This window comes from Pseudomonas akapageensis, from assembly GCF_011355085.1.
Taxonomy (GTDB): domain Bacteria; phylum Pseudomonadota; class Gammaproteobacteria; order Pseudomonadales; family Pseudomonadaceae; genus Aquipseudomonas; species Aquipseudomonas akapageensis.
The window spans coordinates 1-25,635 of the sequence record NZ_VXCP01000013.1; the positions used below are offsets into that span (position 1 = coordinate 1).

The window sequence follows — 25,635 nt, forward strand, 5'->3', positions numbered from 1 at the left end:
CCATACAAGCTGGCTTGCCAGCGATGGCCTCACAACAAACCGAACAGGCATAAAAAAAGGCGTCCCGAAGGACGCCTTTTTTGTCGAGTCTGAAGCCATTGTCTTCAGTCTCTGATTTTCTACCCCACATACAGCCAGGGCGAAAATGGTCGGGGTAAGGGGATTCGAACTCCTGACATCCTGCTCCCAAAGCAGGCGCGCTACCGGACTGCGCTATACCCCGGTAAAAAAAAGGCACCAATAAAGGCGCCTTCCGTGGTCAGGCGCTAGTGGCGCCTGTCCTTTTAAGATTCAACTCCGGCGAACCTGAGTCAAAAATGGTGGGTCGTGTGGGACTCGAACCTACGACCAATTGGTTAAAAGCCAACTGCTCTACCAACTGAGCTAACGACCCAAAAATGGTCGGGGTAAGGGGATTCGAACTCCTGACATCCTGCTCCCAAAGCAGGCGCGCTACCGGACTGCGCTATACCCCGGTTTGAAATTTGGCTCCGCGACCAGGACTCGAACCTGGGACCCAATGATTAACAGTCATTTGCTCTACCGACTGAGCTATCGCGGAACTATCAATTTCAATTTACTGCAAGCTTCAAACACTGTATCGCTACCGCGTTGAACTCTTCGACTTCCTGCATCGCTGCGTTCATGTCTCTGAGGCGCGCTATTCTACAATTTTTAAAACCCTTGTCAACACCTAAATCGCTTTCAACTCGCTGAATTTGCAACTTTTTTTCAGATCCCCGTTGAAGCCTGGCGATCTGCGGTGTGACATACAGCGGGGCGCACTTTACAAGCACTCGCAGAAAAATGCAAAGGGAAAAAACCCCTGAAATAAAAAAAAGGCCTCGAAAATCGAGGCCTTAGGTTCAACAGCGGTTTGCTCAGGCAAACACGATCTCGTCGTCCGCCACGTTGGCGGTGATGGTGGTGCCTGGCAGGAAGCGCCCGGACAGGATCAACTGCGCCAACGGGTTTTCGATCCAGCGCTGAATGGCACGTTTGAGTGGCCGCGCACCATAGACCGGGTCGTAACCCACGGCGATCAGTTTTTCCAGCGCCTCGTCGCTCAGCTCCAGGCTCAGGTCACGTTCAGCCAGACGGCTGCGCAGGCGACCCAGCTGGATCTTGGTGATGCCGGCAATCTGGTCGCGTGCCAGCGGTTCGAAAATCACCACTTCATCGATCCGGTTGACGAACTCGGGGCGGAAGTGCGAACCCACGGCATCCATCACCGCAGCCCGTTGCGCCTCACGATCACCCACCAGCTCCTGGATCTGCACCGAGCCCAGGTTGGAGGTCATCACGATCACCGTATTGCGGAAATCCACCGTACGCCCCTGGCTGTCGGTCAGACGGCCGTCTTCAAGCACCTGCAGCAGCACGTTGAACACATCCGGGTGGGCCTTCTCGACTTCATCGAGCAGCACCACCGAGTAAGGCTTGCGCCGTACGGCTTCGGTCAGGTAGCCACCCTCCTCGTAGCCGACATACCCCGGTGGAGCACCAATGAGCCGGGCCACGGAGTGTTTCTCCATGAATTCGGACATGTCGATGCGCACCATGGCTTCTTCGGTGTCGAACAGAAATTCCGCCAGCGCCTTGCACAGCTCGGTCTTGCCGACGCCGGTAGGGCCGAGGAACATGAACGAGCCGCTTGGGCGATTCGGATCCGACAGCCCGGCGCGCGACCGGCGCACGGCGTTGGCCACGGCCACCACGGCCTCTTCCTGGCCAATCACACGCTGGTGCAGCAGGCTTTCCATCTTCAGCAGTTTTTCACGCTCGCCTTCGAGCATTTTCGCCACCGGGATGCCGGTCCATTTCGACACGACTTCGGCAATTTCCTCTTCGGTGACTTTGCTGCGCAGCAACTGGTTTTCGCTCTTGCCATGCTGGTCGACCATCTGCAGGCTGCGCTCCAGATCCGGGATCACCCCGTACTGCAGCTCGGCCATGCGGCTGAGGTCGCCCCGACGACGCGCGGCTTCGAGTTCCTGACGCGCTTGCTCGATCTTTTGCTGGATCTGCGCCGAGCCCTGCACTTCGGCTTTTTCCGAGTTCCAGACCTCTTCCAGGTCGGAATACTCACGCTCCAGCCGGGTGATTTCTTCGGTCAGCTTCTCCAGACGCTTGATCGCGGCTTCGTCGTCTTCTTTCTTCAGGGCCTGGGATTCAACCTTCAGCTGAATCAGGCGCCGTTCCAGGCGGTCGAGGACTTCCGGCTTGGAGTCGATTTCCATGCGAATGCGGCTGGCCGCTTCGTCGATCAGGTCAATGGCCTTGTCCGGCAGCTGCCGATCAGTAATGTAGCGATGGCTGAGCTTGGCCGCGGCAATGATCGCACCATCGGTGATGGCCACCTTGTGGTGGACCTCATAGCGCTCCTTCAGGCCGCGCAGGATGGCAATGGTGTCCTCTTCGCTCGGCTCATCGACCAGCACCTTCTGGAAGCGTCGCTCCAGGGCGGCATCCTTCTCTATATATTGACGGTACTCATTGAGCGTTGTGGCACCGACGCAATGCAGCTCGCCACGGGCCAGGGCCGGCTTGAGCATGTTACCTGCGTCCATGGAGCCCTCGGCCTTGCCGGCGCCGACCATGGTGTGCAGTTCGTCGATGAACAGAATGATCTGCCCTTCCTGCTTGGACAGTTCATTGAGCAACCCCTTGAGCCGCTCTTCGAATTCGCCACGGAACTTGGCACCGGCGATCAGCGCCCCCATGTCCAGGGACAGCAGGCGCTTGCCCTTGAGGCCGTCCGGCACCTCGCCATTGATGATGCGCTGGGCCAGGCCCTCGGCAATGGCGGTCTTGCCCACGCCAGGCTCACCGATCAGCACCGGGTTGTTCTTGGTCCGCCGCTGCAGGACCTGAATGGTGCGACGAATCTCGTCATCACGCCCGATGACCGGGTCGAGCTTGCCCTCTTCGGCGCGCTTGGTCAGGTCGACGGTGTATTTATCCAGGGCCTGGCGCGATTCTTCGGCGTTCGGGTCGTTGACCGCTTCGCCGCCGCGCAGGTTGTTGATGGCATTTTCCAAGGCTTTCTTGCTGACGCCCTGCCCCAGCAGCAGCTTGCTCAGCTTGCTGCTGTCGTCCATGGCGGCGAGCAGCACCAGCTCACTGGAAATGAACTGGTCACCCTTTTGCTGGGCCAGGCGATCGGCCTGGTTGAGCAGGCGCGCCAGATCCTGGGACATGTTCACGTCGCCCGTGGGATTCTGGATTTTCGGGAGTTGGTCGAGTTCTTTGCTCAACGCCTTGCGCAGGCTGTTGAGATCGAAACCCACCTGCATCAGCAGGGGCTTGATCGAACCACCCTGCTGCTCGAGCAGGGCCTGTAACAGATGCACCGGCTCGATGGCCGGGTGATCCATGCCCACCGCCAGGGATTGGGCATCGGATAACGCTAATTGCAGCTTGCTGGTCAAACGGTCTATACGCATGAGTCACCTTCCTTATGGGCAGGCCGGAGCGATGGACACACCTGATGAAGAAAAACCTGCCAGAGATACCACTCTAGATGCGGTCGATTCTGAAAGATTCAAGCTTAGCGGGATTGACGCAGGTCAGCTGGCTCGTGCGTTCAAGCGTTTTCGAGCCAGACCAGCGAGGCGAAACGCCCGGTAGGGTTGTTGCGGCGGTAGGAAAAGAAGCGCGGGTCGCTGACTGTGCACGCGCCACCGCCGTAAACGGCCGTCACGCCATGGGCCGCCAGGCGCAGGCGCGCCAGGGCATAGATATCGGCCATGAAACGTCCGGCATTGACGCTCGGGACGAAGGCCTGAATTGTCTCGGGATGTGTGGCAATAAAGGCTTCGCGCACTTCCGGGCCGACTTCGAAGGCTTGCGGACCGATGGCCGGCCCCAACCAGACCAGAATCTCCGACCCCGGCACACTCAAACTGTCAACGGTGGCCTCGAGCACACCGGCCGCCAACCCGCGCCACCCCGCATGGGCAGCTGCTACACGGGTCCCGGCGCGGTCGCAGAACAGCGCTGGCAGGCAATCGGCCGTCATCACCGTGCAGGCGATGCCGGGCGTTGCCGTCCAGCTGGCGTCGGCCTCGGCGATCTGCGCCGGATCGGCATCCGCCACCACGACTCCGTGCACCTGCTTGAGCCAGGCCGGAGCAATGGAAAATTCTGACGTCAGGCGCTGACGATTCTCGGCAACAGCTGCCGGCTCATCGCCGACATGGTCACCGAGATTGAAGCTGTCGAACGGCACCTTGCTGACGCCGCCCGCGCGAGTGGTCACGCACGCCTTGACCCCGGCTGGCGCGGGCCAGTCGGGAATCAGCAAGTCGCGCATGAGTGCACTCATCCGATAAACGCCTCGCGGTCCTGCTTGAGCAGCGACAGCAACCAGACGAAATCGTCCGGCAGTGGCGATTCCCAGCTCATGCGTTTACCGGTGGTCGGATGGTCCAGCTCCAGGAACCGGGCATGCAAAGCCTGACGCGGGAATGTCTTCAGCGCGTCGACCATGGTGGGGTTGGCTGCCGGCGGAATGCGGAAACGCCCGCCGTAAGCCTGGTCACCGACCAACGGGAAGTTGATATGGGCCATGTGCACACGGATCTGGTGGGTCCGACCGGTTTCCAGCTTGACTCGCACATGGGTGTGCGAACGGAAGCGTTCCAGCACGCGGTAGTGGCTCACCGCCTGCTTGCCGCCTTCCATCACCGCCATGCGCTGGCGCTGCTGGCCATGCCGACCGATCGGGGCATTGATCTTGCCACCGGCCGTCACTACGCCGATCACGATGCATTCATAGATGCGGCTGACCGTGCGGCTCTGCAACTGGGCGACCAGCTGCGTCTGGGCCTGGATAGTCTTGGCCACCACCATCAGACCGGTGGTGTCCTTGTCCAGGCGATGGACGATGCCGGCACGTGGAACATTGACGATGTCCGGCACGTGGTGCAGCAAGGCATTGAGCAGGGTGCCGTCGGCATGGCCGGCAGCCGGATGCACCACCAGGCCCGCAGGCTTGTTGATGACCAGGATGTCGTCGTCTTCGTAGACGATATCCAGCTCGATGTCCTGGGCCACCCACTCGCCCTGGGCTTCCTGCTCGGCGTTGAGGTCAAGTATGGCGCCACCATGAACAATGTCACGCGGGCGCAGGACGCCTCCGTCCACAGTCAGGCGGCCCTCTTTGATCCAGGCGGAAAGGCGCGAGCGTGAGTGCTCGGCGAACAATTGTGCGGCGACTTGATCGAGGCGTTGCCCGCCCAGTTCGGACGGCACCTCTGCGCGAAGTTGTATGATCTCGGACATGCTCGGACTAGGCGGCGGCGTAGCCTTTGGTTTCGGCTGCGCGCTTGTGGTTAAATACGGCGTCTTTTGCCCCGAGGGTTCCACGGGGCGCCCATCATAACAGGACGGCCTCGCCCAAGACAGCGGCCGTCATAGGGACGCAAGCCGCCATGCAAGTGAAACACCTGCTGCTGATCGCCATCCTCGGACTCACTGCTGCCTGTTCGTCGAAGGAAGTCGTCGACGAAAACCTGAGCGAGGCCGAGCTGTACCAGCAGGCGCAGGCCGACCTGGACAACCATAGTTATACCAGCGCCACGACCAAGCTCAAGGCTCTGGAATCGCGCTACCCGTTCGGCCGCTATGCCGACCAGGCGCAACTCGAGCTGATTTACGCCAACTACAAGAATGCCGAGCCAGAGGCTGCCAAGTCCGCTGCCGAGCGCTTCATTCGCCTGCATCCGCAGCACCCGAACGTCGATTACGCCTACTACCTCAAGGGCCTGGCGTCGTTTGAGCAAGACCGGGGCCTGCTGGCGCGTTTCCTGCCGCTGGACATGACCAAGCGTGACCCGGGTGCTGCCCGCGACTCCTACAACGAGTTCGCCCAGCTGACCAGCCGCTTCCCCAACAGCCGTTATGCGCCTGATGCCAAGCAGCGCATGATTTATCTGCGCAACCTGCTGGCGTCCTATGAAATTCACGTAGCCGACTACTACCTGACCCGTCAGGCCTATGTCGCAGCAGCCAACCGCGGTCGTTACGTGGTGGAAAACTTCCAGGAAACACCATCGGTCGGCGACGGCCTGGCGGTGATGACCGAAGCCTATATGCGCCTGCACCTGGATGACCTGGCGGCCACCAGCCTGGAAACCCTGAAACTGAACTACCCGAACCACCCGAGCCTGGTCGATGGCCAGTTCGTGCCTCGCGAAGAAGAAGCCGACAACCGCTCCTGGCTGTCCAAGGCGACCCTGGGCTTTATCGGCACCGAAGCACCGCTGCCACCGGGTGAAACCCGCGCCAACCAGGACGTGATCAGGCAGTACGAAGACGCCAAGGAAGCGATTCCGTCTGAATTGTTGCCTAAAGAAGGCGATGCCGCTCAAGAAGAGAATCACGAAGCTGAAGGCAACAACAGTGATCGCTCGTGGTTCAGCTACATGACGTTCGGTATTTTTGACTGATTGTCAGTGTGGCGGGAAAAAGGGAGGCCTCTGAGCCTCCCTTTTTTATTTGTGGTGTCTTTTCGGGCCTCATCGCTGGCAAGCCAGCGATAGGGCCGGCAGCCGCACCACATTACTCTGTGCTACCGCCACCACCTTGGCTAAACTGCCAGCTCTTCAATGACTAAGCTGGACGCCATGGTTCGCCTACTGTTCTGGATTGCCCTGATCGCCGCCGCCTTCTGGTTCTGGCGCAAGTTCAAATCGCCTGAGGCTCCCCGTCGGGACAATAGCCTCGACAGCCCGCTGAAGATGGTGCGCTGCGCCCAATGCGGCGTACACCTGCCAAAAGACCGGGCGATAACGCGAGGGGGCAACTGGTATTGCAGCCAGGCCCATCTGGAAAAAGGGCCCGACGAGCGGCAGCGCTAAGCCTCGATCAACCCCAGGCGCCCGCTGGGTGCGTAAGGTTTCGGGTCGATGATCGGTGCGCGCTCAAGCAGCAGGTCGGCGAACAGTTGGCACGATGCCGGCGCCAGTACCAGGCCGTTGCGATAGTGCCCGCAGTTAAGCCACAGCCCATCAAGCCCTGGCACCTGGCCGATATAAGGAATGCCCTCCGGTGAGCCCGGGCGCAAGCCTGCCCAGTGGGCAACCGGGGTGGCCTCGGCCAGGGCCGGCAGCAACTCGACGGCCGACGCCTTGAGACTTTCCAGGGCAACCTCGGTCGGCGTCTTGTCGAAACCGGCATGTTCCAGGGTACTGCCGATCAGGATGTGACCATCACGGCGCGGGATCGCATAACGGCCCTTGGCCAGGACCATGCTGGGCAAAAAGTCTTCGGCACACTTGTACAGAATCATCTGACCCTTGACCGGCTCAACCGGAAGGTCCAGCCCCAACGGACGCAGCAATTCTCCACTCCAGGCACCGGCGGTCAGCACGACACGGTCGCCCGGCACATCGCCGGTTGCAGTCTGGACACCACAGATCCGCTGGCCTTCGCGAATGAATCCGGTAACCTCGCAATGCTCCTTGAGCACGACGTTGGGCATGGCCTGCAGCGCCGCCTTGAGGGACTTCACCAGCCGCGGGTTACGCACGTTGGCAACGTCCGCCATGTAGATCGCCCGATTGAATCCAGGCCCCAGCACCGGTACCGCATCGTAGGTCGCCGACATATCCACCGCCCTCAGCGGCCGCCCCTCGCGTGCCGCCCAGGCCAGAGCCTCCTGCTCGTCTTCCAGGTCGAGCCAGTAGAGACCGGTGGTATGCACTTCGGGATCGACCCCGGTGGCGCCGAACAGACGCTCGCCCAGCTGTGGATAAAAGTCCTGGGACCAATGGGCCAGGGCGGTGACTGCCGCGCTGTAGCGCCAGGGATAGAGCGGGGAAACAATTCCGCCCCCAGCCCAGGAGGATTCCTGCCCCAGGGCACCGCGATCGAGCACGACGACGCTCTGGACGTGCGCCGCCAGGTTGAACGCAGTCAGAAGGCCAATCACGCCGCCGCCGACAATCACTACTTGCTTTGTCATCTGATGATCCAACGCCAAAAAGTAAACCGATGGCGCCAGGCGCCATGAAAAAATGCGGTCAACGCCCCCAGCAGCTTTGGACAGTGACGTCGGTGCTGATGTCAGGGTTGCTGCGCGCTCCGGTATGGGTGAGCACAAAGTCGCCACATTTATCGCCGGCCATCAACGCGCCAGTCTTGCGCACCGCGGTCAGGGTGAAGTCCTGCTCATCGCGCGTGGCGCTCAGGCTGTAATAGTCATTGCCGGCAGGCACGGGGGTGACAACCGTCTGCGTATCACTGTACTGGCCACTGCGCGAGTAATGCCGTTCCAGCTTTTGCGCGGTCTCGGCCAACAGGCCGACAATTTCCGTGCGTTGCGCTTTTTTAATGTGCTCTGTGTAACCGGGGTAAGCAATGCTGGCCAGAATGCCGATGACGGCCACGACAATCAACAACTCGATCAACGTGAAGCCCTTGTTTCTCACGGGTAGAAATAGTCGCATGAATAACCCTGTCTACATGATTTGCCGCCACATGATTCGTCGCGAACCCGTGGTTTCATTGGTGTCCTCTGAGCGGACGTCATTCTCGAGCCCGGAAGCCCCGGTATCGCCAGGTGCATCGGGAACGCCCTTTTCAATTTCGTTGGCGCCGTCGCCAGGCCTGTCGGGAACGGGTTTGTCCGGGGTTTTTCCCACCTGCGTTGCGCCGGAATTCGAGCACGAATCAATGGCCAGGTTCCCGCCTTGCACCGGCACGTTCAGGCAATGGGGCGGTTCATCGGGCGCAACTTCCTCGGCCGAGATCGCCACAGACAGCCCGAACAGCACTGCGAAGGCCAGACAATCAATATTTCGCATACACACTCTCCAGCACCGACCTTGAAGCGCCTTGCAGGCCTATGGCGGTTACCCGATACAAGGTGGCGGTTTCCCCTTGCGGCACATTGACCGCGAAGGCCGTTTTACCCAGGTTCTGGATCATGTAGAAGCCATCGCCCGCCTTCACCCAGGCCACGCCCGAGCTTGGCCCGCTACCGGCGTAGACTCCGGCTGCAGTGACCCGGGTCGACTCCGGCGGCGGCAGACAAAACCTGCAGGGGGCCAAATTGAAATGAGCGTCTTGCACAAGGTTTTCTCCGGTGCGCAGGGCTGTCTCGGCCAGCTGGAAAGACGCGTTGCGCAACTTGACGCTGCCCGCCATTTTTTCCTGCAGCGTGGCATTTTGCATGGCGGTGATGCCGATCAGGGTCAGCAGCAACAGGAAGATCAGGCTCACCACCAGGGCCATGCCCTTCTGGGCATTTTGCGTACCTTTCATGACTTCCCCTACTCAAGCCGATTGCGCAGTGACGCGACAACGTTGTAGGTCTGGTCCCTGACCCGCCCGGCGGGATCACTCAGTGTCAGGCTCAACCTGACACTGCGGATGGTCGCAGGGTCGCTCGGCGAGTCGCTGTAACGGGCCACAGCAGTGTCGGAGGGTTGATTGGCAACGCCAAAGGAGATCTTCAGGGCCGCGACGTTGTCGGTCATGACAGCCGGGCTGCCACCGGCTTGCAGCTTCAGTTGATGGTTCTCCACGGAATAGACCAGCTTGTGCACCGGTAGGGCGAACTGCCCGCTACCTGCGGCTTTGGCATCCCGATACGCATGGGCCGAAGTCCGGCAGTCGGTGACGATCGTCCAGGTCGGCCTTCCTCCCGCCAGACCCGTTCCGGCACTGATCAGGGTCAGCGTCTGCGCACTGCCATCGGCATTGCGGACAAAGGTGATGGGGTTGGCAAACTCGCGGGCGATGGAGGCATCGGCATAGGTCATGGCGTCGGTCGCCAGGCAACCGAACATGCCCACCATGCGGATTTCCTGGATCATCTTGCTCAGGGCAAAACGGGCGTCTTCCTGCAATTGCGCCGAAGCCGTCTGCGCCAGGTACGTATCCTTCGCCGCGATGAATATCCGGGTAATACCCAGGACCACGACCAGACCCAGCGCCAGCGCGACCATCATTTCCAGCAAACTGAAACCGCCCGAGCCTCGCTTCATTGCGGCACGCCTGGCGGACTGACGGCTACCCGGCTGGTCAGGCTGAAGGTCTGTAGGCCGCCGCCGGCCCGGGCGTCGTCCCAATCGATGCTGATGGTCACCTGCTGCCTGACCACTCGAATACGCCCCTCTGCCGTGCTGCCTGCGAACTGCTGGATATTGGTCTTGAAGTCATGGAGGTCCTGCAGCCTGGCGTCGTTGCCAGTAACACCCGATGGCACATCGGCAAGGGCATTGAGGTTGTAATCGGCCATGGGATTGGCGCGAATCCGGTCCATCATGTCATAGGCAATGAAACTGGCCTGGCTGCTCATCAGCGCACTGTCGGTGTATTTCAAGGCATTGAGCTGCAGCGCTGCGGCGCCCAGCAAACCAACGGCGAGGATAAACAGCGAGACCAGCACCTCGATAAGTGTCACCCCCTGCTGACGCCTTGAGTTGCTCATCAGCACGTGCTGCCCTGTACGATGCGGCCGTTGACGCATACCCCGAGCGTTCGCGTGACCGAACCCTGCACATAAGTCATGGCAACGACATTGCCCGGTTCGGCCAGCCCACCGAGGCTGTTGAAGACGATCGCCGTGACACCAGGAACAACGACCTGCGCGCCGCGAGTCATTGGCGGCACCACGCGCAGCAGGGTGCCATCGGCCAGCGTCGACACCTTCAATTCACCGGCCCACCCCTCCCCGGCAACACTTGGCATCACTCGCAGGCCCTGGCCTCGGTCCAGCGCCTCCAGGTGGGCGAAGTTCAGTGCTCGCATCAGGTTGTTCATGTCCGTATCGGCCTTGCTGCGTTGAATCATTCCATTGAATGCCGGAGTAACCAGAGCCGTCAGGATCGCAATCAACCCTACGGTTGCCAACAATTCGATCAAGGAAAAAGCGTTACAACGTTGGTGCATCAGGACTCGCTTTCGAGAAAGTTCGACTATACCCAGTCATCGGGACCGGGCTTTGCACCCAAGGGATGTGAGGTGATTGGCCGGGATGAACGCGCACGCTTCCAGGGAGGAAGCCCACATGCGACAACAAGGAATGACACTGATTCAACTTTTGGCGGTGATGGCGCTCGTCACAGTGCTCGTGCAACTGGCCACGCCGACATTTGCCGACATGACAGCCCGCCAGCACCGGCAGCTGGCCGCCGAACAACTGGCCATTGGCCTACGGACGGCACGCAGCGAAGCGATCCTGCGTCATCAGCCGGTGGTCATTCATGCGGTGGAGCAGGACTGGAGCAAGGGCTGGCGAATCACTGCCGACGCCAGCGGCCAAGGCCATGACGACAGCGACAATCCCCTGTTGATCGAGCGCCGGGAAAGCGGCCGGGTCACAGTTGTCGGCAATCAGCCCGTGAGAAACTTCGTGCGGTTCAGCGAACTGGGGGCACCACTGCATGCCAGTGGCGCGTTTCAGGCGGGCACGCTGCACATCTGCCAGGGTAACGATCCGAAGAGCCACTATCAGGTCGTGCTGGCCAAGTCCGGCAGAGTCAGCTTGCGCCAGGGCCTGGATGAACAGGCCCTGTGCGAGCGGCAGGGCCTGGATGAACAGGCCCTGTGCGAGCGGCAGGGCTCATAGCAGCGAGCGGACGCGGAGCTCCTTGGGCATGGAGAAGGTCACGTTTTCCTCGCGACCGGCCAGCTCATCGGCGCCGGTTGCGCCCCACGCCTGCAGTTGCTGGATCACGCCGCGCACCAGCACTTCCGGAGCCGAGGCGCCGGCGGTGATGCCGATACGCTCGACACCGTCGAACCAGCTGCGCTGCAGGTCTTCGGCACCGTCGATGAGGTAGGCCGGAGTCGCCATGCGCTCGGCCAGTTCACGCAGACGGTTGGAGTTGGAGCTGTTCGGGCTGCCGACCACCAGTACCACATCGCACTCGTCGGCCAGTTGCTTGACGGCGTCCTGGCGGTTCTGGGTGGCGTAGCAGATGTCGTCCTTGCGTGGCCCGCCAATGTTCGGGAAGCGCGACCGCAGGGCATCGATTACCCGGCTGGTGTCGTCCATGGACAGCGTGGTCTGGGTGACGAATGCCAGCGCGTCAGGATTCTTCACCTGCAGGTTGGCCACATCCTTTTCGTCTTCGACCAGGTAGATGGCGCCGCCATTGCTGGCGTCGTACTGGCCCATGGTGCCTTCGACTTCAGGATGGCCGGCATGGCCGATGAGGATGCATTCGCGGCCGTCGCGGCTGTAGCGCGCCACTTCGATATGCACCTTGGTGACCAGCGGGCAGGTTGCATCGAACACTTTCAGGCCGCGACCGGCAGCTTCCTGACGCACGGCCTGGGAAACCCCGTGGGCACTGAAGATGACGATGACGTCGTCCGGCACCTGATCCAGCTCTTCGACGAAGATCGCGCCACGTGCGCGCAGGTCTTCGACGACGAATTTGTTGTGCACCACTTCATGCCGCACGTAGATCGGCGGGCCGAAGACTTCCAGCGCACGGTTGACGATTTCGATCGCCCGGTCCACACCAGCGCAGAAGCCACGGGGGTTGGCGAGTTTGATTTGCATGCTGTGCCTCGTGTCTTGCGGGCAAGGAAATAATCGTTGCAACCGCTGTGCGGTTGCTCGCGATAGGGTTACAGCGCCTTGACGTCGATGATCTCGACATCGAAGGTCAGCGTCTTGCCAGCCAACGGATGGTTGAAGTCGATGGTCACTTGCGCGTCATCGAATGCCTTGACCACACCCGGCAGCTCAGTATTGGCCGCGTCGTTGAAAATCACCAGCAGCCCGTGGGAAAGCTCCATGTCCTGGAACTGACTGCGCGGGATGATCTGCACGTTTTGCGGGTTGGGCTGACCAAAGGCGTTTTCCGGCAGGATCTGCAGGTTGCGCTTGTCGCCGGCCTTGAAGCCGAACAGCGCCGCTTCGAAACCTGGCAGCAGGTTGCCATCGCCCACCTTGAACGTCGCCGGCGCCTTGTCGAAGGTGCTGTCGACAGTGTCGCCGTTCTCCAGGCGCAAAGCGAAATGCAGGGTGACTTCCGTGTTCTGGCCAATGCGTGTTTCGGCCAACAACTGATCAGTCATGAACGGCTTCTCCGGTCTTCTTGCTTTTGAACATATCCAGCGCCAGCATCACCGCACCTACCGAAATCGCACTATCGGCGATATTGAACGCCGGGAAGTACCAGCGGTTTTGCCAGTGCACCAGAATAAAATCGATCACATGACCCAACACGATGCGGTCGTACAGATTGCCCAGCGCACCACCCAGGACCAGCGCCAGCGCAACAGCCAGCCAGGTCTCGTTGCGGCCCAGGCGCTTGAGCCAGACCACCAGCACGGCACTGACCACCAGGGCGATCAGGGCAAATAACCAGCGCTGCCAGCCCGAGCTTTCGGCCAGGAAGCTGAAGGCCGCGCCGGTGTTGTAGGCCAGGGTCCAGCTGAAGTAGTCGGGAATGACCACGATCTGCTGGTACAGGCTCAGCGAACTCTCGAAATAGAACTTGCTGGCCTGGTCGATGACCAGGACCAGCATGCTCAACCAGAGCCAGCTCAGGCGCCCGAAGCGCCCGGCAGTGGCATTAGGCATAGTGACGCACCTCACCGGCACCGCTGATGTTGTCGACGCAACGACCGCAGATTTCCGGATGCTCGGGGTTCACCCCGACGTCCTCGCGGCAATGCCAGCAGCGGGCGCACTTGGCGTGGGACGACTTGACCACCTTGAGCTTGAGCCCGGCGACTTCGGTTTCCACGGCATCGGCCGGCGCCTGCACCAACGGCGCCAGGCTGGCAGTGGACGTGATCAGCACGAAACGCAGTTCGTTGCTGAGCTTGCCCAGGTCGGCGGTCAGCGCGTCATCGGCAAACAGCGTCACTTCGGCCTGCAGGTTACCGCCGATGGCCTTGGCCGCCCGCTGGTTCTCCAGTTCCTTGTTGACCGCTACCTTGACCGCCATGAGCCGCTCCCAATAGGCGCGGTCCAGCTCGAAGCCTTCCGGCAGCTCGCTCAGGCCTTCGTACCAGGTGTTGAGCATCACCGATTCGTTGCGCTCGCCCGGCAGGTACTGCCACAGCTCGTCGGCGGTGAACGCCAGGATCGGTGCGATCCAGCGAACCAGCGCTTCGGAGATGTGGAACAGCGCGGTCTGGCAGGAGCGCCGCGCGGTGCTGTTGGCACCGGTGGTGTACTGACGGTCCTTGATGATGTCCAGGTAGAAACCGCCCAGCTCCTGCACGCAGAAGTTGTGCACCTTGGAGTAGACGTTCCAGAAGCGGTATTCACCGTAGTGTTCCTGCAACTCGCGCTGCAGCAACAGGGTACGGTCCACGGCCCAACGGTCCAGCGCCAGCATTTCTTCGGCCGGGAGGATGTCGGTGGCCGGGTTGAAGCCGGTCAGGTTCGACAGCAGGAAGCGCGCGGTATTGCGGATACGTCGGTAGGCATCGGCGCTGCGCTGCAGGATCTGCTCGGAAACGGCCATTTCACCCGAATAGTCGGTAGCCGAAACCCACAGACGCATGATGTCGGCGCCCAGGGTGTCATTGACCTTTTGCGGAGCGATCACGTTGCCCAGCGACTTGGACATCTTGCGGCCGTTCTCGTCCACGGTGAAACCGTGGGTCAGCAGCTCGCGATACGGCGCGTGGTTGTCGATGGCGCAGCCGGTCAGCAAGGACGAGTGGAACCAGCCGCGGTGCTGGTCGGAACCTTCCAGGTACAAGTCGGCCCGCGGACCGGTCTCGTGGCCCATCGGGTGCGAGCCGCGCAGTACGTGCCAATGGGTGGTACCGGAGTCGAACCAGACGTCGAGGGTGTCGCTGATCTTGTCATAGTGCGCGGCGTCTTCACCGAGCAGCTCGGTAGCGTCCAGCTTGAACCAGGCTTCGATGCCTTCGACTTCGACGCGCTTGGCGACTTCTTCCATCAGCTCGACGGTGCGCGGGTGCAATTCACCGCTCTGCTTGTGCAGGAAGAACGGGATCGGCACGCCCCAGTTGCGCTGACGGGAGATGCACCAGTCAGGACGGTTGGCGATCATCGAGTGCAGGCGCGCCTGACCCCAGCCCGGGATGAAGGCGGTGTCTTCAATGGCCTTGATCGCACGCTGACGCAGGGTATCGCCGCTGGTCGGCTGCTTGTCCATGCCGACGAACCACTGCGCGGTGGCGCGATAGATCAGCGGAGTCTTGTGGCGCCAGCAGTGCATGTAGCTGTGGCTGATGGTTTCGGTGTACATCAGCGCGCCGACTTCGACCAGCTTGTCGACGATGTTCGGGTTGGCTTTCCAGATGAACTGGCCGCCGAAGAACTCCAGCGTATCGACATACACACCGTTGCTCTGCACCGGGGTCAGGATGTCGTCGTTGACCATGCCGTAGCGTTTGCAGGTGATGAAGTCGTCTTCACCGTAGGCCGGGGCCGAGTGCACCACGCCGGTACCGGCGCCCAGTTCGACGTAGTCAGCCAGGTAGACAGGCGACAGACGGTCGTAGAGCGGGTGACGGAAGTTGATCAGCTCCAGCGCCTTGCCCGGCACGGTCGCCAGTACCGAACCCTGCAGGTTGTAGCGGGTCAGGCAGGCTTCGACCAGCTCTTCGGCCAGCACCAGCAGCTTGTCGCCGACATCGACCAGGGCGTAGTTGAAGTCCGGGTGGACGTTCAGTGCCTGGTTGGCCGGGATGGTCCACGGGGTGGTGGTCCAGATCACGATCGAGGCTGGCTTGCCCAGGGCAGCCAGGCCGAAAGCAGCGGCCAGCTTGGCGTCATCGGCGACCTGGAAGGCCACGTCGATGGAAGTGGACTTCTTGTCGGCGTACTCGACCTCGGCTTCGGCCAGGGCCGAACCGCAATCGAAGCACCAGTTCACGGGCTTGAGGCCCTTGAACACGAAACCGTTCTTGACCATTTCGGCCAGGGCACGGATTTCACCGGCCTCGTTGGTGAAACTCATGGTCTTGTAGGGGTTGGACCAGTCGCCCAGCACGCCCAGACGGATGAACTCGGCCTTTTGCCCTTCGATCTGCTCGCTGGCGTAGGCACGGCAAAGCTCGCGGGTCTTGTCGGCGCCCAGGTTCTTGCCGTGGGTCACTTCGACCTTGTGCTCGATCGGCAGGCCGTGGCAGTCCCAACCCGGTACATACGGGGCATCGAAGCCCGACAGGGTCTTGGAACGGACAATCATGTCCTTGAGAATCTTGTTGACCGCATGACCGATGTGAATATTGCCGTTGGCGTACGGAGGACCATCGTGCAGGACGAATTTTGGACGATCCTTACCCATCTCGCGCAGCTTCTGGTACAGGCCAATGCTGTCCCAGCGCTGCAGAGTTTGCGGCTCGCGCTGGGGCAGGCCGGCCTTCATCGGGAAGGCGGTGTCCGGAAGATTCAGAGTGGCTTTGTAGTCGGTCATTTCAGGCTCTTGGGTTAGCGGTTGGCCGCTGCTCGGAATTAAGGGCATGGGCACGGGCGGCGGCGACATCCGCATCGATCGCCGTCTTCAGCGCCTCCAGGGAGGCGAAACGCTGCTCATCACGCAGCTTGTGGTGGAACGCCACCGTCAAACGCCGGCCATACAAATCACCGGCAAAATCCAGAAGGTGTATTTCCAGGTGGGCACTGCCATCACCTGAAACGGTCGGTCGCACGCCAATATTGGCGACGCCCGGCCACGGCTTGCCGTCGATTTCAGCACTGACCAGATAGACCCCGGTCAATGGCACGCGACGCCGCTTGAGCTGGATATTGGCCGTCGGCCAACCCAGCTGACGGGCCAGCTTCTGGCCATGCAACACCCGCCCGGCAATCCGGTACGGGCGACCCAGCAGCCGCTCGGCCAGGGCAAAGTCGGCAGCGGCCAGGGCCTTGCGGACCTCGGTACTGCTGACGCGAATGCCGTCCAGCTCGACGGTTTGCGCCGCCTCGACGGTGAAGCCCTGGACGATGCCGGCTTGCTGCAGGAAATCGAAATCGCCCAGGCGATCACAGCCAAAACGGAAATCGTCGCCGACTTCCAGGTGCTGGATACCCAGCCCGTCGACCAGGATAGTGTCGACGAACTCCGCCGCACTGAGCTTGCTCAGGCGTTGGTTGAACGCCAGGCACAGCACCCGGTCAACGCCCTCCTCGGCCAGCAGCGCGATCTTGTCGCGCAAGCGCGCCAGGCGCGCAGGCGCTGTCTCGGGAGCGAAGTATTCACGCGGTTGTGGCTCGAAAATCACCACGCAGCTGGGCACGCCCAACTCCACCGCACGCTCGCGCAGCCGCGCCAGGATAGCCTGGTGGCCACGGTGAACACCGTCAAAGTTGCCAATAGTGGCGACACAGCCCCGATGCTGGGGCCGCAGGTTGTGGAGGCCTCGAACCAGCTGCATAACGCGCTTCTTGCTCATAAAGTGGTCGATTATAACCACACACGGGCGTCGACGACAGGCAACACCGTCACCCAGTGGCACCGAAATCGGAAAACCGACGTCTGGCCCGCCTGCCGTCAGGCCTCAGTGCAGCGTTTTTCGGGCAAAATCGCGCAGGCGAAAGCCCAAAACCAGCAATGTCCCAAAATAAGCTATCACGCCGGCAACGATCACCACGCCCAGGCGCAGGAAGCGCTCAAGCATCGCTCCATGCTCCCAGGCCGGCATCAGCTGCATGACGCCTACCAGCACGGCCGACATCACCAGCACGGCCACCACCAGTTTGACCAGGAACATCGGCCAACCCGGTTGAGGCTGGAACAAATCCTGTTGGCGCAACTTCCAGTAAAGAAGCCCGGCATTGAGGCAGGCACCGACACTGATGGCCAGGGCCAGACCGGCATGCTTCAGATGACCAATGAATGCCAGATTGAGCAATTGCGTGGCAACCAGGGTGAAAATCGCGATTTTCACCGGCGTGCGGATGTTTTGCTGGGCGTAAAAACCAGGCGCCAGCACCTTGATCATGATAATGCCGAGCAGCCCCACCGAGTAGGCGATCAAGGCCCGCTGGGTCATGGCCGCATCGAAGGCGCTGAACTTGCCGTACTGGAACAGCGCGACCGTCAGCGGCTCGGAGAGAATTCCCAGTGCCAGTGAGCATGGCAACACCAGCACGAAGCACAGGCGCAGCCCCCAGTCGAGGATCCGCGAATATTCATGACGATCCTTGTTGGCATAGGTCTTGGCCAGGGTTGGCAGCAGGATGGTGCCCAGCGCCACACCGAGCACGCCCGACGGCAATTCCATGAGGCGGTCGGCGTAGTACATCCAGGAAACGGAACCGGCGACCAGGAACGAGGCAAAGATGGTGTTGATGATCAGGGAAATCTGACTCACCGACACCCCGAGTATGGCCGGCAGCATCTGCTTGAGTACGCGCCAGACCCCGGTGTCGTGCAAATTCAGGCGCGGCATCACCAGCATGCCGATCTTCTTCAGGTGCGGCAGTTGATACAACAGTTGCAGCAAACCGCCGGCCAACACCGCCCAGCCCAGCACCATGACCGGTGGATTGAAGTACGGCGTAAGAAATACGGCAAAGAAAATCATCGCGACGTTGAGCAACGTCGGCACGAAAGCCGGTACTGAAAAGCGGTTCCAGGTATTGAGGATCGCGCCGGCCAGGGATGACAGCGAAATCAGCAGGATATAAGGGAACGTTACCCGCAGCAGGTCAGTGGTCAGTTGGAATTTTTCCGGGCTGTCGACAAATCCTGGAGCGGTTACCCAGATCACCCAGGGCGCCGCCAACATCCCGATTGCCGTGACCAGCGCCAACGCCAGCGTGAGCAGACCGGCGATATAAGCCACGAAGGTGCGCGTCGCCTCCTCGCCTTGCTGGTGCTTGTACTCGGCCAGAATCGGCACGAACGCCTGGGAAAACGCCCCTTCAGCAAAGATGCGCCGTAAAAGGTTCGGCAGCTTGAAGGCGATGAAGAAGGCGTCCGTCGCCATTCCAGCACCGAAAATGCGCGCAATGATGGTGTCGCGCACAAACCCCAGAACCCGCGAAATCATGGTGATGGAGCTGACCGCGGCCAAAGACTTGAGAAGGTTCATCGAAAGAATTTTGCGCCTGTAGATAAAGAGCAGACCCGGAAGGCGCCCATGTGTGCGATACTCCGCGCCGCAACTGCAGACAGAGCCAAAACTCGCGAGTTTACAGGTCATGCGTCAGAAGGGAATCACTTCCCGGGTGAGATTGACCACTCAGCGGAACGTCTCAACCGCCCTTGACAACAGATCAACTCATCGGCATGATTCGCGGCCTATTTTGTTTGCTATTTACCAAGTCTTTCGAGGAGCTCGACGGTGGCCAACTCACCTTCCGCCAAAAAACGTGCAAAACAGGCTGAGAAGCGTCGCAGCCACAACGCCAGCCTGCGTTCCATGGTCCGTACCTACATCAAAAACGTAGTTAAGGCCATCGACGCAAAAGACGCCGCAAAAGCGCAAGCTGCTTACGTCCTGGCTGTTCCTGTTATCGACCGTATGGCCGATAAAGGCATCATCCACAAGAACAAAGCCGCTCGCCATAAAGGCCGTCTGAATGGCCACATCAAGGCTCTGAACCTTGCTGCTGCAGCCTAAGCGATACGCTTTGATGAAAAACCGACCCTAGGGTCGGTTTTTTATTGCCTGTGATTTGCGCCGTGCAGAGACACCGCGTCGCATTCATCGCTGGCAAGCCAGCTCCCACAGGATTAGATGTCGTTCACAAAATTGTGAATCAACGGAGATCCACTGTGGGAGCCGGCTTGCCAGCGATTAGGCCGCAAATACTACTACTTCGCCCAAGGCAAAATCGGGATCGCCGTCACCGCATTCTGCGGACTGCCCTCGATCACCCGATCGCTATACACCAGGTACACCAGCGTATTGCGCTTCTTGTCGAAGAAACGCACCACCTGCATGGTCTTGAATACCAGCGAGGTGCGCTCCTTGAAGACCTCCTCACCATCCTTGAGGTTATCGGCAAAGCGGATCGGACCGACCTGGCGACAGGCGATGGAGGCCTCGGCGCGGTCCTCGGCCAGGCCCAGGCCGCCTTTCACGCCGCCGGTCTTGGCCCGCGACAGGTAACAGGTCACACCCTCGACCTTGGGGTCATCGAACGCCTCGACCACGATCCGGTCGTTCGGGCCGACGAACTTGAACACCGTCGAGACCTGGCCGATTTCCTCTGCCGATGCCAGCAGTGGCAACGCCAATAATGCGCCCAGCATTCCCTTGATCATTCGCACTGCACACTCCTTTCGGCGCCAGGCGCCTTAGACCAGAATCAGATTGTCACGGTGAACCAGTTCCGGTTCAGCCATGTAACCGAGCAAGCCTTCGATCGCCTCGGAGGATTGACCGATGATCTTTTGCGCCTCAAGCGCACTGTAGTTGGCCAGGCCACGGGCAATTTCGCGACCATCCGGCGCCACGCAGACCACCATCTCGCCGCGACGGAAGCTGCCCTGTACGACCTTCACGCCAACCGGCAGCAAGCTCTTGCGTCCATCCTGCAAAGCAGTCACTGCGCCCGCATCAAGCACCAGGGTGCCACGGGTCTGCAGATGCCCGGCCAGCCATTGCTTGCGCGCCGCCAGCATGCCGCGCTCGGGCGACAGCAAGGTGCCCAGGCGCTCGCCCGCCTTGAGCCGATCAAGCACGCGCTCGATACGCCCGCCGACGATGATGGTGTGCGCTCCGGAACGCGCCGCCAACCGTGCCGCACGCAGTTTGGTCTGCATGCCGCCACGCCCCAGCGCACCACCGGTACCACCGGCGACTGCATCCAGGGAAGGATCATCGGCACGGGCTTCGTAAATCAGATTGGCATCGGGATTGTTGCGCGGATCGGCGTCGAACATGCCGTCACGATCAGTCAGGATCACCAGCAGATCCGCCTCGACCAGGTTGGCCACCAGGGCTGCCAGGGTATCGTTGTCGCCAAAACGGATTTCGTCGGTCACCACGGTATCGTTCTCGTTGATCACCGGGATCACACCGAGCTCAACCAAAGTGCGCAAGGTACTGCGTGCATTGAGGTAGCGCTTGCGGTCGGACAGGTCGTCATGGGTCAGAAGAATCTGCGCCGTGTGCCGGCCATGCTCGGCAAAGCTCGATTCCCAGGCCTGCACCAGGCCCATTTGACCGATGGCGGCTGCCGCCTGCAACTCGTGCATGCCACTGGGTCGCTTGGCCCAACCCAGACGACTCATCCCGGCCGCCACGGCACCAGACGATACCAGCACCAGTTCGACCCCCGCCTCATGCAGGGCCACCATCTGCTCGACCCAGACGCCCATTGCGGCGCGATCCAGACCCTTGCCATCAGCTGTCAGCAGGGCGCTGCCGATTTTAACGACCCAGCGCTGCGCACCCGTCACCTTGCTCCGCATCATGTTCCAACCTATGCCGATCTGTAGATACCCTGTGGATCTGGGGCCTGACCGCAAATACATCGACACGACACCCACACGGATACGAGTCGCCTGCATCGCTGGCAAGCCAGCTCCCACAAGAAAGCACAATTCTCAAATAGCAAAACGCCGCTTGAAAAAGCGGCGTTCAGTTTACTGCAATGAATCAGTCGCGGACGTAAATGATTTCCGGACCGTCTTCATCTTCAACGTCTTCTTCATCCCAATCGAAGTCATCGCCGATGTCATGCACGCTCTTCACGCCGCTGCGGCGCAAGGCACGCTGATCGTCCAGCGCCTGCAACTGGGCACGCGCCTCGTCTTCGATGCGCTGATCAAGATCGGACAGCGCCTCAGCGTAGGCGGGATCGCTGGCCAGGCGGTCGGCACGATCTTCCAGGTAGCGCATGATGTCGCGACTCAGGCGTTCGGTCCCTTCCTTGGCGATGGCCGAGATCACGTAGACCGGGCCCTCCCACTCAAGGCGATCAACCACTTCCTTGACGCGCGCCTCGTGCTCTTCTTCAAGCAGGGTGTCGCACTTGTTCAGCACCAGCCAGCGATCACGCTCGGCCAGCGACGGGCTGAACTTGGCCAGCTCGTTGACGATCACTTCCGCCGCATCGGCAGCGCTGCTTTCGTCGATCGGCGCCATATCCACGAGGTGCAGCAGCAGACGGGTACGCGCCAGGTGCTTGAGGAAGCGAATCCCCAGACCCGCGCCGTCCGAAGCACCTTCGATCAGGCCTGGAATGTCAGCAACGACGAAGCTTTTCCAGCGGTCAACGCTGACCACACCCAGATTCGGCACCAGCGTGGTGAACGGGTAGTCGGCCACTTTCGGCTTGGCTGCGGAAACCGAACGAATGAAGGTACTTTTACCAGCGTTCGGCAGACCCAGCAGACCAACGTCGGCCAGCACTTTCATTTCCAGCTTCAGGTCGCGCTGCTCACCCGGTTTGCCTGGCGTCGTCTGACGCGGCGCACGGTTGGTACTGGACTTGAAGCGGGTGTTGCCCAGACCGTGCCAGCCACCATGGGCTACCAGCAGGCGCTGCCCGGCCTTGACCAGGTCACCAATGACTTCCTGGGTACTCGAGTCGATCACCGTGGTGCCGACTGGCACCCGCAGAAACAGATCCTCACCCTTCTTGCCGGTGCAGTCGGTGCTACCACCGTTGGAGCCGCGCTCGGCATCGAAGTGACGGGTATAGCGGTAGTCGACCAGGGTGTTGAGGTTTTCGTCGGCGACCATATAGATCGAGCCGCCATCACCACCGTCACCGCCGTTCGGACCACCATTTTCAATGAATTTTTCCCGGCGAAAGCTCATGCAGCCATTGCCGCCGTCGCCTGCTTTTACCCGGATCGAAACTTCATCTACAAACTTCATAAAAAACGCCTCTCGCCACACGGACGAGCTGAAAAAACACCAAGACATAAGGCTCTTGCAAAAATGAGCGCGGCGGCCCCAATCAACGACCGTAGAATCCAGCGCCGGCAGCCCATACAAACAGCTTTGCAAGAGACTCACCCCACAAACGAAAAAGCCCCGTCGCAAGACAGGGCTTCTCCAGCGTTCTCGCGATTAAGCCGCGACTACGCTCACGTAACGACGACCGAAAGCGCCTTTTACTTCAAACTTGATCACGCCTTCGATTTTGGCGAAGAGAGTGTGATCTTTACCCATGCCAACGCCGTAGCCAGCGTGGAATTGGGTGCCGCGCTGACGCACGATGATGTTGCCGGCCTTGATGACCTGGCCGCCATACATCTTCACGCCAAGGCGTTTGGCTTCTGAGTCGCGACCGTTACGGGTACTACCACCAGCTTTTTTGTGTGCCATGAGTTCAATTCTCCTAGTGAGGAATTAGGCTGAAATTAAGCCTGAATACCGGTGATTTTGATCTCGGTGTACCACTGGCGGTGGCCCATACGCTTCATGTGGTGCTTACGGCGACGGAACTTGATGATGCGGACTTTATCGTGACGACCTTGGGAGATCACTTCAGCCACAACGGTAGCGCCAGCAACGACTGGAGCACCGATATTCACGTCGTCACCGTTGGCGACCAACAGAACGCGATCAAAGGTAACGGATTCGCCAGTGGCGACTTCCAGTTTTTCGATCTTCAGGTATTCACCCGGGGCGACCTTGTATTGCTTGCCGCCAGTAACGATTACTGCATAAGACATGGTATTTCTCCGATAATCCTGCTCACCCAGCGCTTTAGAAGAAGAGGTATTGGCTGGCATGGCTGCATGGGGTGGAACGACCCAAATGCAATTGCGTAAGGCAGGTGCTGCCCAGGAAGTTCAGGGTGCGCGATTGTACGCAAGCTCAGCAAAGCTTGCAAGGTCCCGAAACAGCTGCCGGGGATATCGCCTTGACAGGGTCTGGCCTGAGACCTAGCATGCCGCGCAACCCTTCTGGAGCACCTGTCGCTGATGCAACCCCAAGCTTTCTACCGCGCGGTGGCGGACGATTTTAGTGCCGTTGACGTCATCATCAAGAAACAGCTGACTTCGCGCGTGCCGTTGGTCTCGAAAATCGGCGACTATATTACCTCGGCCGGAGGCAAACGTCTGCGCCCGCTGCTGGTGCTGCTCTGCGGCAAGGCGCTGGGCCGCGAAGGCGATGACCTGCGCCTGCTCGCCGCCACCATTGAATTCCTGCACACCGCGACCCTGCTGCATGACGACGTCGTCGACATGTCGGGCATGCGCCGTGGCCGTTCGACCGCCAACGCCATGTGGGGCAACGCCCCGAGCGTGCTGGTCGGCGACTTCCTGTACTCGCGCTCCTTCGAGATGATGGTCGAACTGGGCTCGATGTCGGTCATGAAGATTCTTTCCCAGGCCACGCGCATCATTGCCGAAGGCGAAGTGCTGCAGCTGTCCAAGGTGCGTGACGCCAGCACCACCGAAGAAACCTACATGGAAGTCATTCGCGGCAAGACCGCGATGCTTTTCGAGGCCTCGACCCACAGTGCCGCGGCCCTGGCCGGCGCCTCCGAACAGCAGAGCGAAGCCCTGCGCACCTTCGGTGACTACCTGGGCACGGCGTTCCAGCTGGTCGACGACCTGCTCGATTATCGCGGCGACGCCGAAACCCTGGGCAAGAACGTCGGCGACGACCTGGCCGAAGGCAAGCCGACCCTGCCTCTGATCTACACCATGCGTGAAGGCACGGCCGAGCAGGCCGCACTGGTGCGCAAGGCGATTCAGAAAGGCGGTATCGAAGACCTGGAAAGCATCCGCGCCGCCGTCGAAGCCGCCGGCGCCCTGGACTACACCGCAAAACTGGCCCGCGACTACGTCGCCCGCGCCATCGCCTGCCTGGACGTGCTGCCGGCCAGCGAATACCGCGACGCCCTGATCGAGTTGAGCGAGTTCGCGGTCGCCCGCACTCACTGACAGCCGATCCCCCCAGCCCATCGCTCGATGGGCCGGGCCTCCCCTCTCCCCGACAAAACCCTATACAATGTAGGATTTAAGCACTCGCGCCCAGAGGAACCTTAGTGAGCACTTTGCCTCCCTGCCCCAAATGCAATTCCGAATACACCTATGAAGACGGCACCCAGCTGATCTGCCCTGAATGCAGCCACGAATGGTCTGCAGCAGGCGAAACCGATACCGCTGAAGGCGATACCGTCAAAAAGGATTCGGTGGGCAATGTGCTGCAGGACGGTGACACCATCACCGTGATCAAGGACCTCAAAGTCAAAGGCACGTCGCTGGTGGTCAAGGTCGGCACCAAGGTCAAGAACATCCGCCTGTGCGACGGCGACCACGACATCGACTGCAAGATCGATGGCATTGGCCCAATGAAGCTGAAGTCCGAGTTCGTCCGCAAGGTCTGATCAACACGGCGCTTGCTATTTCAGAAATAAGAATTATTCTCATTGAAGATCTTTCAAGGAGAATGACCATGACTTATCTGATCGACGCCTGGCTGGATCGGCCACACCCTTACTTGCGCATCCTGCACCGTGAAACCGGCGAGGTCTGTGCCGTGCTGGAAGAAGAAGCGCTGGCTGAGCTGCGCGAACAGGGAGAGCTGGATTTCAATGGATTGAATTCGAGCGAGCCGCTTGTGCTCAAGGAATTGGTGCGGAGTCTGTTTCTGTTTTGCTATGCCCGGGCGTTGCGGCCGGCTGGGGAGTTGCGTTGAAGGTGTTGCGACCGCTTTGCGGTCGATCGCTGGCAAGCCAGCTCCCACAGGATAATGTGTACCACCTGACCCTGTGGGAGCGGGCTTGCCCGCGATAAGGGCCGAAGGACC

Annotated in this window: 28 protein-coding genes and 4 tRNA genes; 7 read left to right on the top strand and 25 right to left on the bottom strand. The window is 60.5% G+C overall.

What is annotated here, in order from left to right:
• Positions 1-146: 146 nt before the first annotated feature.
• The 7 genes from F2S13_RS10080 to rluD all read right to left on the bottom strand — a co-directional run bounded on the left by F2S13_RS10080 (position 147) and on the right by rluD (position 5,286).
• Positions 147-223, bottom strand: a tRNA-Pro gene (locus F2S13_RS10080).
• 95 nt (positions 224-318) lie between these two features.
• Positions 319-394: transfer RNA gene (locus F2S13_RS10085), tRNA-Lys, on the bottom strand.
• 5 nt (positions 395-399) lie between these two features.
• Positions 400-476 (bottom strand) — tRNA-Pro (locus tag F2S13_RS10090).
• A 10-nt stretch (positions 477-486) separates the two neighbouring features.
• A tRNA-Asn gene (locus tag F2S13_RS10095) sits at positions 487-562 on the bottom strand.
• Between the two features lie 319 nt (positions 563-881).
• Positions 882-3,446, bottom strand: a complete 2,565-nt coding sequence (gene clpB, locus F2S13_RS10100; protein WP_166360337.1) for an ATP-dependent chaperone ClpB — start codon at positions 3,444-3,446, stop codon at positions 882-884.
• 140 nt (positions 3,447-3,586) lie between these two features.
• Positions 3,587-4,315: a peptidoglycan editing factor PgeF gene (gene pgeF, locus F2S13_RS10105; RefSeq protein WP_166360514.1), complete on the bottom strand. Its 729-nt coding sequence runs from the start codon at positions 4,313-4,315 to the stop codon at positions 3,587-3,589.
• Positions 4,316-4,323: 8 nt separating this feature from the next.
• A complete protein-coding gene (gene rluD / locus F2S13_RS10110; RefSeq protein ID WP_166360338.1) occupies positions 4,324-5,286 on the bottom strand; it encodes a 23S rRNA pseudouridine(1911/1915/1917) synthase RluD in 963 nt (320 codons plus the stop codon).
• 149 nt (positions 5,287-5,435) lie between these two features.
• On the opposite strand from rluD, the gene F2S13_RS10115 reads away from it, so the two are divergent.
• Both F2S13_RS10115 and F2S13_RS10120 read left to right on the top strand, forming a co-directional pair.
• Entirely contained in the window at positions 5,436-6,452 is a 1,017-nt protein-coding gene (locus F2S13_RS10115) for an outer membrane protein assembly factor BamD (RefSeq protein WP_166360339.1), read from the top strand.
• A gap of 177 nt (positions 6,453-6,629) precedes the next feature.
• Positions 6,630-6,863, top strand: coding sequence for a PP0621 family protein (locus tag F2S13_RS10120; protein ID WP_166360340.1), 234 nt, complete (start codon positions 6,630-6,632; stop codon positions 6,861-6,863).
• Here F2S13_RS10120 and thiO read toward each other — a convergent pair.
• Genes thiO through F2S13_RS10155 form a run of 7 tightly spaced genes read right to left on the bottom strand, consistent with a single transcriptional unit; the run spans position 6,860 to position 10,902 of the window.
• Complete coding sequence (gene thiO, locus F2S13_RS10125; RefSeq protein ID WP_166360341.1) at positions 6,860-7,969, bottom strand: glycine oxidase ThiO; 1,110 nt, start codon at positions 7,967-7,969, stop codon at positions 6,860-6,862. The genes F2S13_RS10120 and thiO overlap by 4 nt on opposite strands.
• A 58-nt stretch (positions 7,970-8,027) precedes the next feature.
• Positions 8,028-8,453, bottom strand: coding sequence for a type IV pilin protein (locus F2S13_RS10130; RefSeq protein ID WP_166360342.1), 426 nt, complete (start codon positions 8,451-8,453; stop codon positions 8,028-8,030).
• Between the two features lie 12 nt (positions 8,454-8,465).
• On the bottom strand, positions 8,466-8,810 hold the full coding sequence (locus F2S13_RS10135) for a hypothetical protein (RefSeq protein ID WP_166360343.1): 345 nt from the start codon (positions 8,808-8,810) through the stop codon (positions 8,466-8,468).
• On the bottom strand, positions 8,797-9,270 hold the full coding sequence (locus F2S13_RS10140; protein WP_246237858.1) for a pilus assembly PilX family protein: 474 nt from the start codon (positions 9,268-9,270) through the stop codon (positions 8,797-8,799). The genes F2S13_RS10135 and F2S13_RS10140 overlap by 14 nt, the downstream gene beginning before the upstream one ends.
• Positions 9,271-9,278: 8 nt before the next feature.
• Positions 9,279-9,995, bottom strand: coding sequence for a PilW family protein (locus F2S13_RS10145; protein ID WP_166360344.1), 717 nt, complete (start codon positions 9,993-9,995; stop codon positions 9,279-9,281).
• Positions 9,992-10,441 (bottom strand): type IV pilus modification protein PilV, encoded by a 450-nt coding sequence (gene pilV, locus F2S13_RS10150; protein WP_166360345.1) that lies wholly within the window; start codon positions 10,439-10,441, stop codon positions 9,992-9,994. Before pilV ends, F2S13_RS10145 begins: the two co-directional genes overlap by 4 nt.
• Positions 10,441-10,902, bottom strand: a complete 462-nt coding sequence (locus F2S13_RS10155) for a GspH/FimT family pseudopilin (protein WP_166360346.1) — start codon at positions 10,900-10,902, stop codon at positions 10,441-10,443. The genes pilV and F2S13_RS10155 overlap by 1 nt, the downstream gene beginning before the upstream one ends.
• Positions 10,903-11,020: 118 nt before the next feature.
• Between F2S13_RS10155 and F2S13_RS10160 the strand changes: the two genes are divergently transcribed.
• Positions 11,021-11,581, top strand: coding sequence for a GspH/FimT family pseudopilin (locus tag F2S13_RS10160; RefSeq protein ID WP_166360347.1), 561 nt, complete (start codon positions 11,021-11,023; stop codon positions 11,579-11,581).
• Here the strand turns inward: F2S13_RS10160 and ispH are convergent.
• The 6 genes from ispH to murJ form a co-directional block, all read right to left on the bottom strand.
• Complete coding sequence (gene ispH, locus F2S13_RS10165; protein ID WP_166360348.1) at positions 11,576-12,523, bottom strand: 4-hydroxy-3-methylbut-2-enyl diphosphate reductase; 948 nt, start codon at positions 12,521-12,523, stop codon at positions 11,576-11,578. The two genes, F2S13_RS10160 and ispH, sit on opposite strands and share 6 nt — an antisense overlap.
• A 68-nt stretch (positions 12,524-12,591) precedes the next feature.
• Complete coding sequence (locus F2S13_RS10170; protein ID WP_178119002.1) at positions 12,592-13,032, bottom strand: FKBP-type peptidyl-prolyl cis-trans isomerase; 441 nt, start codon at positions 13,030-13,032, stop codon at positions 12,592-12,594.
• A gap of 4 nt (positions 13,033-13,036) precedes the next feature.
• Complete coding sequence (gene lspA / locus F2S13_RS10175) at positions 13,037-13,552, bottom strand: signal peptidase II (RefSeq protein WP_166360350.1); 516 nt, start codon at positions 13,550-13,552, stop codon at positions 13,037-13,039.
• A complete protein-coding gene (gene ileS, locus F2S13_RS10180) occupies positions 13,545-16,376 on the bottom strand; it encodes an isoleucine--tRNA ligase (protein WP_166360351.1) in 2,832 nt (943 codons plus the stop codon). Before ileS ends, lspA begins: the two co-directional genes overlap by 8 nt.
• A gap of 1 nt (position 16,377) precedes the next feature.
• The gene (ribF, locus tag F2S13_RS10185) at positions 16,378-17,337 is read right to left on the bottom strand and encodes a bifunctional riboflavin kinase/FAD synthetase (RefSeq protein WP_166360352.1); all 960 of its coding nucleotides are present in this window, start codon (positions 17,335-17,337) and stop codon (positions 16,378-16,380) included.
• A gap of 123 nt (positions 17,338-17,460) precedes the next feature.
• A complete protein-coding gene (gene murJ, locus F2S13_RS10190; protein WP_166360353.1) occupies positions 17,461-18,999 on the bottom strand; it encodes a murein biosynthesis integral membrane protein MurJ in 1,539 nt (512 codons plus the stop codon).
• Positions 19,000-19,251: 252 nt separating this feature from the next.
• On the opposite strand from murJ, the gene rpsT reads away from it, so the two are divergent.
• Entirely contained in the window at positions 19,252-19,530 is a 279-nt protein-coding gene (rpsT, locus tag F2S13_RS10195) for a 30S ribosomal protein S20 (RefSeq protein WP_017123459.1), read from the top strand.
• 194 nt (positions 19,531-19,724) lie between these two features.
• Here the strand turns inward: rpsT and F2S13_RS10200 are convergent, their stop codons facing one another.
• The 5 genes from F2S13_RS10200 to rplU all read right to left on the bottom strand — a co-directional run bounded on the left by F2S13_RS10200 (position 19,725) and on the right by rplU (position 23,546).
• Positions 19,725-20,177, bottom strand: a complete 453-nt coding sequence (locus F2S13_RS10200) for a CreA family protein (RefSeq protein ID WP_218583882.1) — start codon at positions 20,175-20,177, stop codon at positions 19,725-19,727.
• A gap of 33 nt (positions 20,178-20,210) precedes the next feature.
• Positions 20,211-21,329, bottom strand: a complete 1,119-nt coding sequence (gene proB, locus F2S13_RS10205; protein ID WP_166360518.1) for a glutamate 5-kinase — start codon at positions 21,327-21,329, stop codon at positions 20,211-20,213.
• A gap of 187 nt (positions 21,330-21,516) precedes the next feature.
• Complete coding sequence (gene cgtA / locus F2S13_RS10210; RefSeq protein ID WP_166360355.1) at positions 21,517-22,743, bottom strand: Obg family GTPase CgtA; 1,227 nt, start codon at positions 22,741-22,743, stop codon at positions 21,517-21,519.
• A 195-nt stretch (positions 22,744-22,938) separates the two neighbouring features.
• Positions 22,939-23,196 (bottom strand): 50S ribosomal protein L27, encoded by a 258-nt coding sequence (gene rpmA, locus F2S13_RS10215; protein ID WP_003228360.1) that lies wholly within the window; start codon positions 23,194-23,196, stop codon positions 22,939-22,941.
• Between the two features lie 35 nt (positions 23,197-23,231).
• Positions 23,232-23,546 carry a 50S ribosomal protein L21 gene (gene rplU / locus F2S13_RS10220; RefSeq protein ID WP_007950961.1) on the bottom strand — a complete coding sequence of 105 codons (315 nt, stop codon included), beginning with the start codon at positions 23,544-23,546 and terminating at the stop codon, positions 23,232-23,234.
• A gap of 252 nt (positions 23,547-23,798) precedes the next feature.
• On the opposite strand from rplU, the gene F2S13_RS10225 reads away from it, so the two are divergent.
• The 3 genes from F2S13_RS10225 (at position 23,799) to F2S13_RS10235 (ending at position 25,524) form a co-directional block, all read left to right on the top strand.
• On the top strand, positions 23,799-24,767 hold the full coding sequence (locus F2S13_RS10225; protein ID WP_166360356.1) for a polyprenyl synthetase family protein: 969 nt from the start codon (positions 23,799-23,801) through the stop codon (positions 24,765-24,767).
• A gap of 104 nt (positions 24,768-24,871) precedes the next feature.
• Entirely contained in the window at positions 24,872-25,213 is a 342-nt protein-coding gene (locus tag F2S13_RS10230; RefSeq protein ID WP_166360357.1) for a zinc ribbon domain-containing protein YjdM, read from the top strand.
• Positions 25,214-25,281: 68 nt separating this feature from the next.
• Entirely contained in the window at positions 25,282-25,524 is a 243-nt protein-coding gene (locus F2S13_RS10235; protein WP_166360358.1) for a PA4570 family protein, read from the top strand.
• Positions 25,525-25,635 lie beyond the last annotated feature (111 nt).

Coding starts and splice junctions, on each gene's coding strand:
- clpB (WP_166360337.1), bottom strand. CDS start 3,446: ATGCGTATAGACCGTTTGACCAGCAAGCTGCAATTAGCGTTATCCGAT.
- pgeF (WP_166360514.1), bottom strand. CDS start 4,315: ATGCGCGACTTGCTGATTCCCGACTGGCCCGCGCCAGCCGGGGTCAAG.
- rluD (WP_166360338.1), bottom strand. CDS start 5,286: ATGTCCGAGATCATACAACTTCGCGCAGAGGTGCCGTCCGAACTGGGC.
- F2S13_RS10115 (WP_166360339.1), top strand. CDS start 5,436: ATGCAAGTGAAACACCTGCTGCTGATCGCCATCCTCGGACTCACTGCT.
- F2S13_RS10120 (WP_166360340.1), top strand. CDS start 6,630: ATGGTTCGCCTACTGTTCTGGATTGCCCTGATCGCCGCCGCCTTCTGG.
- thiO (WP_166360341.1), bottom strand. CDS start 7,969: ATGACAAAGCAAGTAGTGATTGTCGGCGGCGGCGTGATTGGCCTTCTG.
- F2S13_RS10130 (WP_166360342.1), bottom strand. CDS start 8,453: ATGCGACTATTTCTACCCGTGAGAAACAAGGGCTTCACGTTGATCGAG.
- F2S13_RS10135 (WP_166360343.1), bottom strand. CDS start 8,810: ATGCGAAATATTGATTGTCTGGCCTTCGCAGTGCTGTTCGGGCTGTCT.
- F2S13_RS10140 (WP_246237858.1), bottom strand. CDS start 9,270: ATGAAAGGTACGCAAAATGCCCAGAAGGGCATGGCCCTGGTGGTGAGC.
- F2S13_RS10145 (WP_166360344.1), bottom strand. CDS start 9,995: ATGAAGCGAGGCTCGGGCGGTTTCAGTTTGCTGGAAATGATGGTCGCG.
- pilV (WP_166360345.1), bottom strand. CDS start 10,441: ATGAGCAACTCAAGGCGTCAGCAGGGGGTGACACTTATCGAGGTGCTG.
- F2S13_RS10155 (WP_166360346.1), bottom strand. CDS start 10,902: ATGCACCAACGTTGTAACGCTTTTTCCTTGATCGAATTGTTGGCAACC.
- F2S13_RS10160 (WP_166360347.1), top strand. CDS start 11,021: ATGCGACAACAAGGAATGACACTGATTCAACTTTTGGCGGTGATGGCG.
- ispH (WP_166360348.1), bottom strand. CDS start 12,523: ATGCAAATCAAACTCGCCAACCCCCGTGGCTTCTGCGCTGGTGTGGAC.
- lspA (WP_166360350.1), bottom strand. CDS start 13,552: ATGCCTAATGCCACTGCCGGGCGCTTCGGGCGCCTGAGCTGGCTCTGG.
- ileS (WP_166360351.1), bottom strand. CDS start 16,376: ATGACCGACTACAAAGCCACTCTGAATCTTCCGGACACCGCCTTCCCG.
- ribF (WP_166360352.1), bottom strand. CDS start 17,337: ATGCAGCTGGTTCGAGGCCTCCACAACCTGCGGCCCCAGCATCGGGGC.
- murJ (WP_166360353.1), bottom strand. CDS start 18,999: ATGAACCTTCTCAAGTCTTTGGCCGCGGTCAGCTCCATCACCATGATT.
- F2S13_RS10200 (WP_218583882.1), bottom strand. CDS start 20,177: ATGATCAAGGGAATGCTGGGCGCATTATTGGCGTTGCCACTGCTGGCA.
- proB (WP_166360518.1), bottom strand. CDS start 21,329: ATGCGGAGCAAGGTGACGGGTGCGCAGCGCTGGGTCGTTAAAATCGGC.
- cgtA (WP_166360355.1), bottom strand. CDS start 22,743: ATGAAGTTTGTAGATGAAGTTTCGATCCGGGTAAAAGCAGGCGACGGC.
- rpmA (WP_003228360.1), bottom strand. CDS start 23,196: ATGGCACACAAAAAAGCTGGTGGTAGTACCCGTAACGGTCGCGACTCA.
- rplU (WP_007950961.1), bottom strand. CDS start 23,546: ATGTCTTATGCAGTAATCGTTACTGGCGGCAAGCAATACAAGGTCGCC.
- F2S13_RS10225 (WP_166360356.1), top strand. CDS start 23,799: ATGCAACCCCAAGCTTTCTACCGCGCGGTGGCGGACGATTTTAGTGCC.
- F2S13_RS10235 (WP_166360358.1), top strand. CDS start 25,282: ATGACTTATCTGATCGACGCCTGGCTGGATCGGCCACACCCTTACTTG.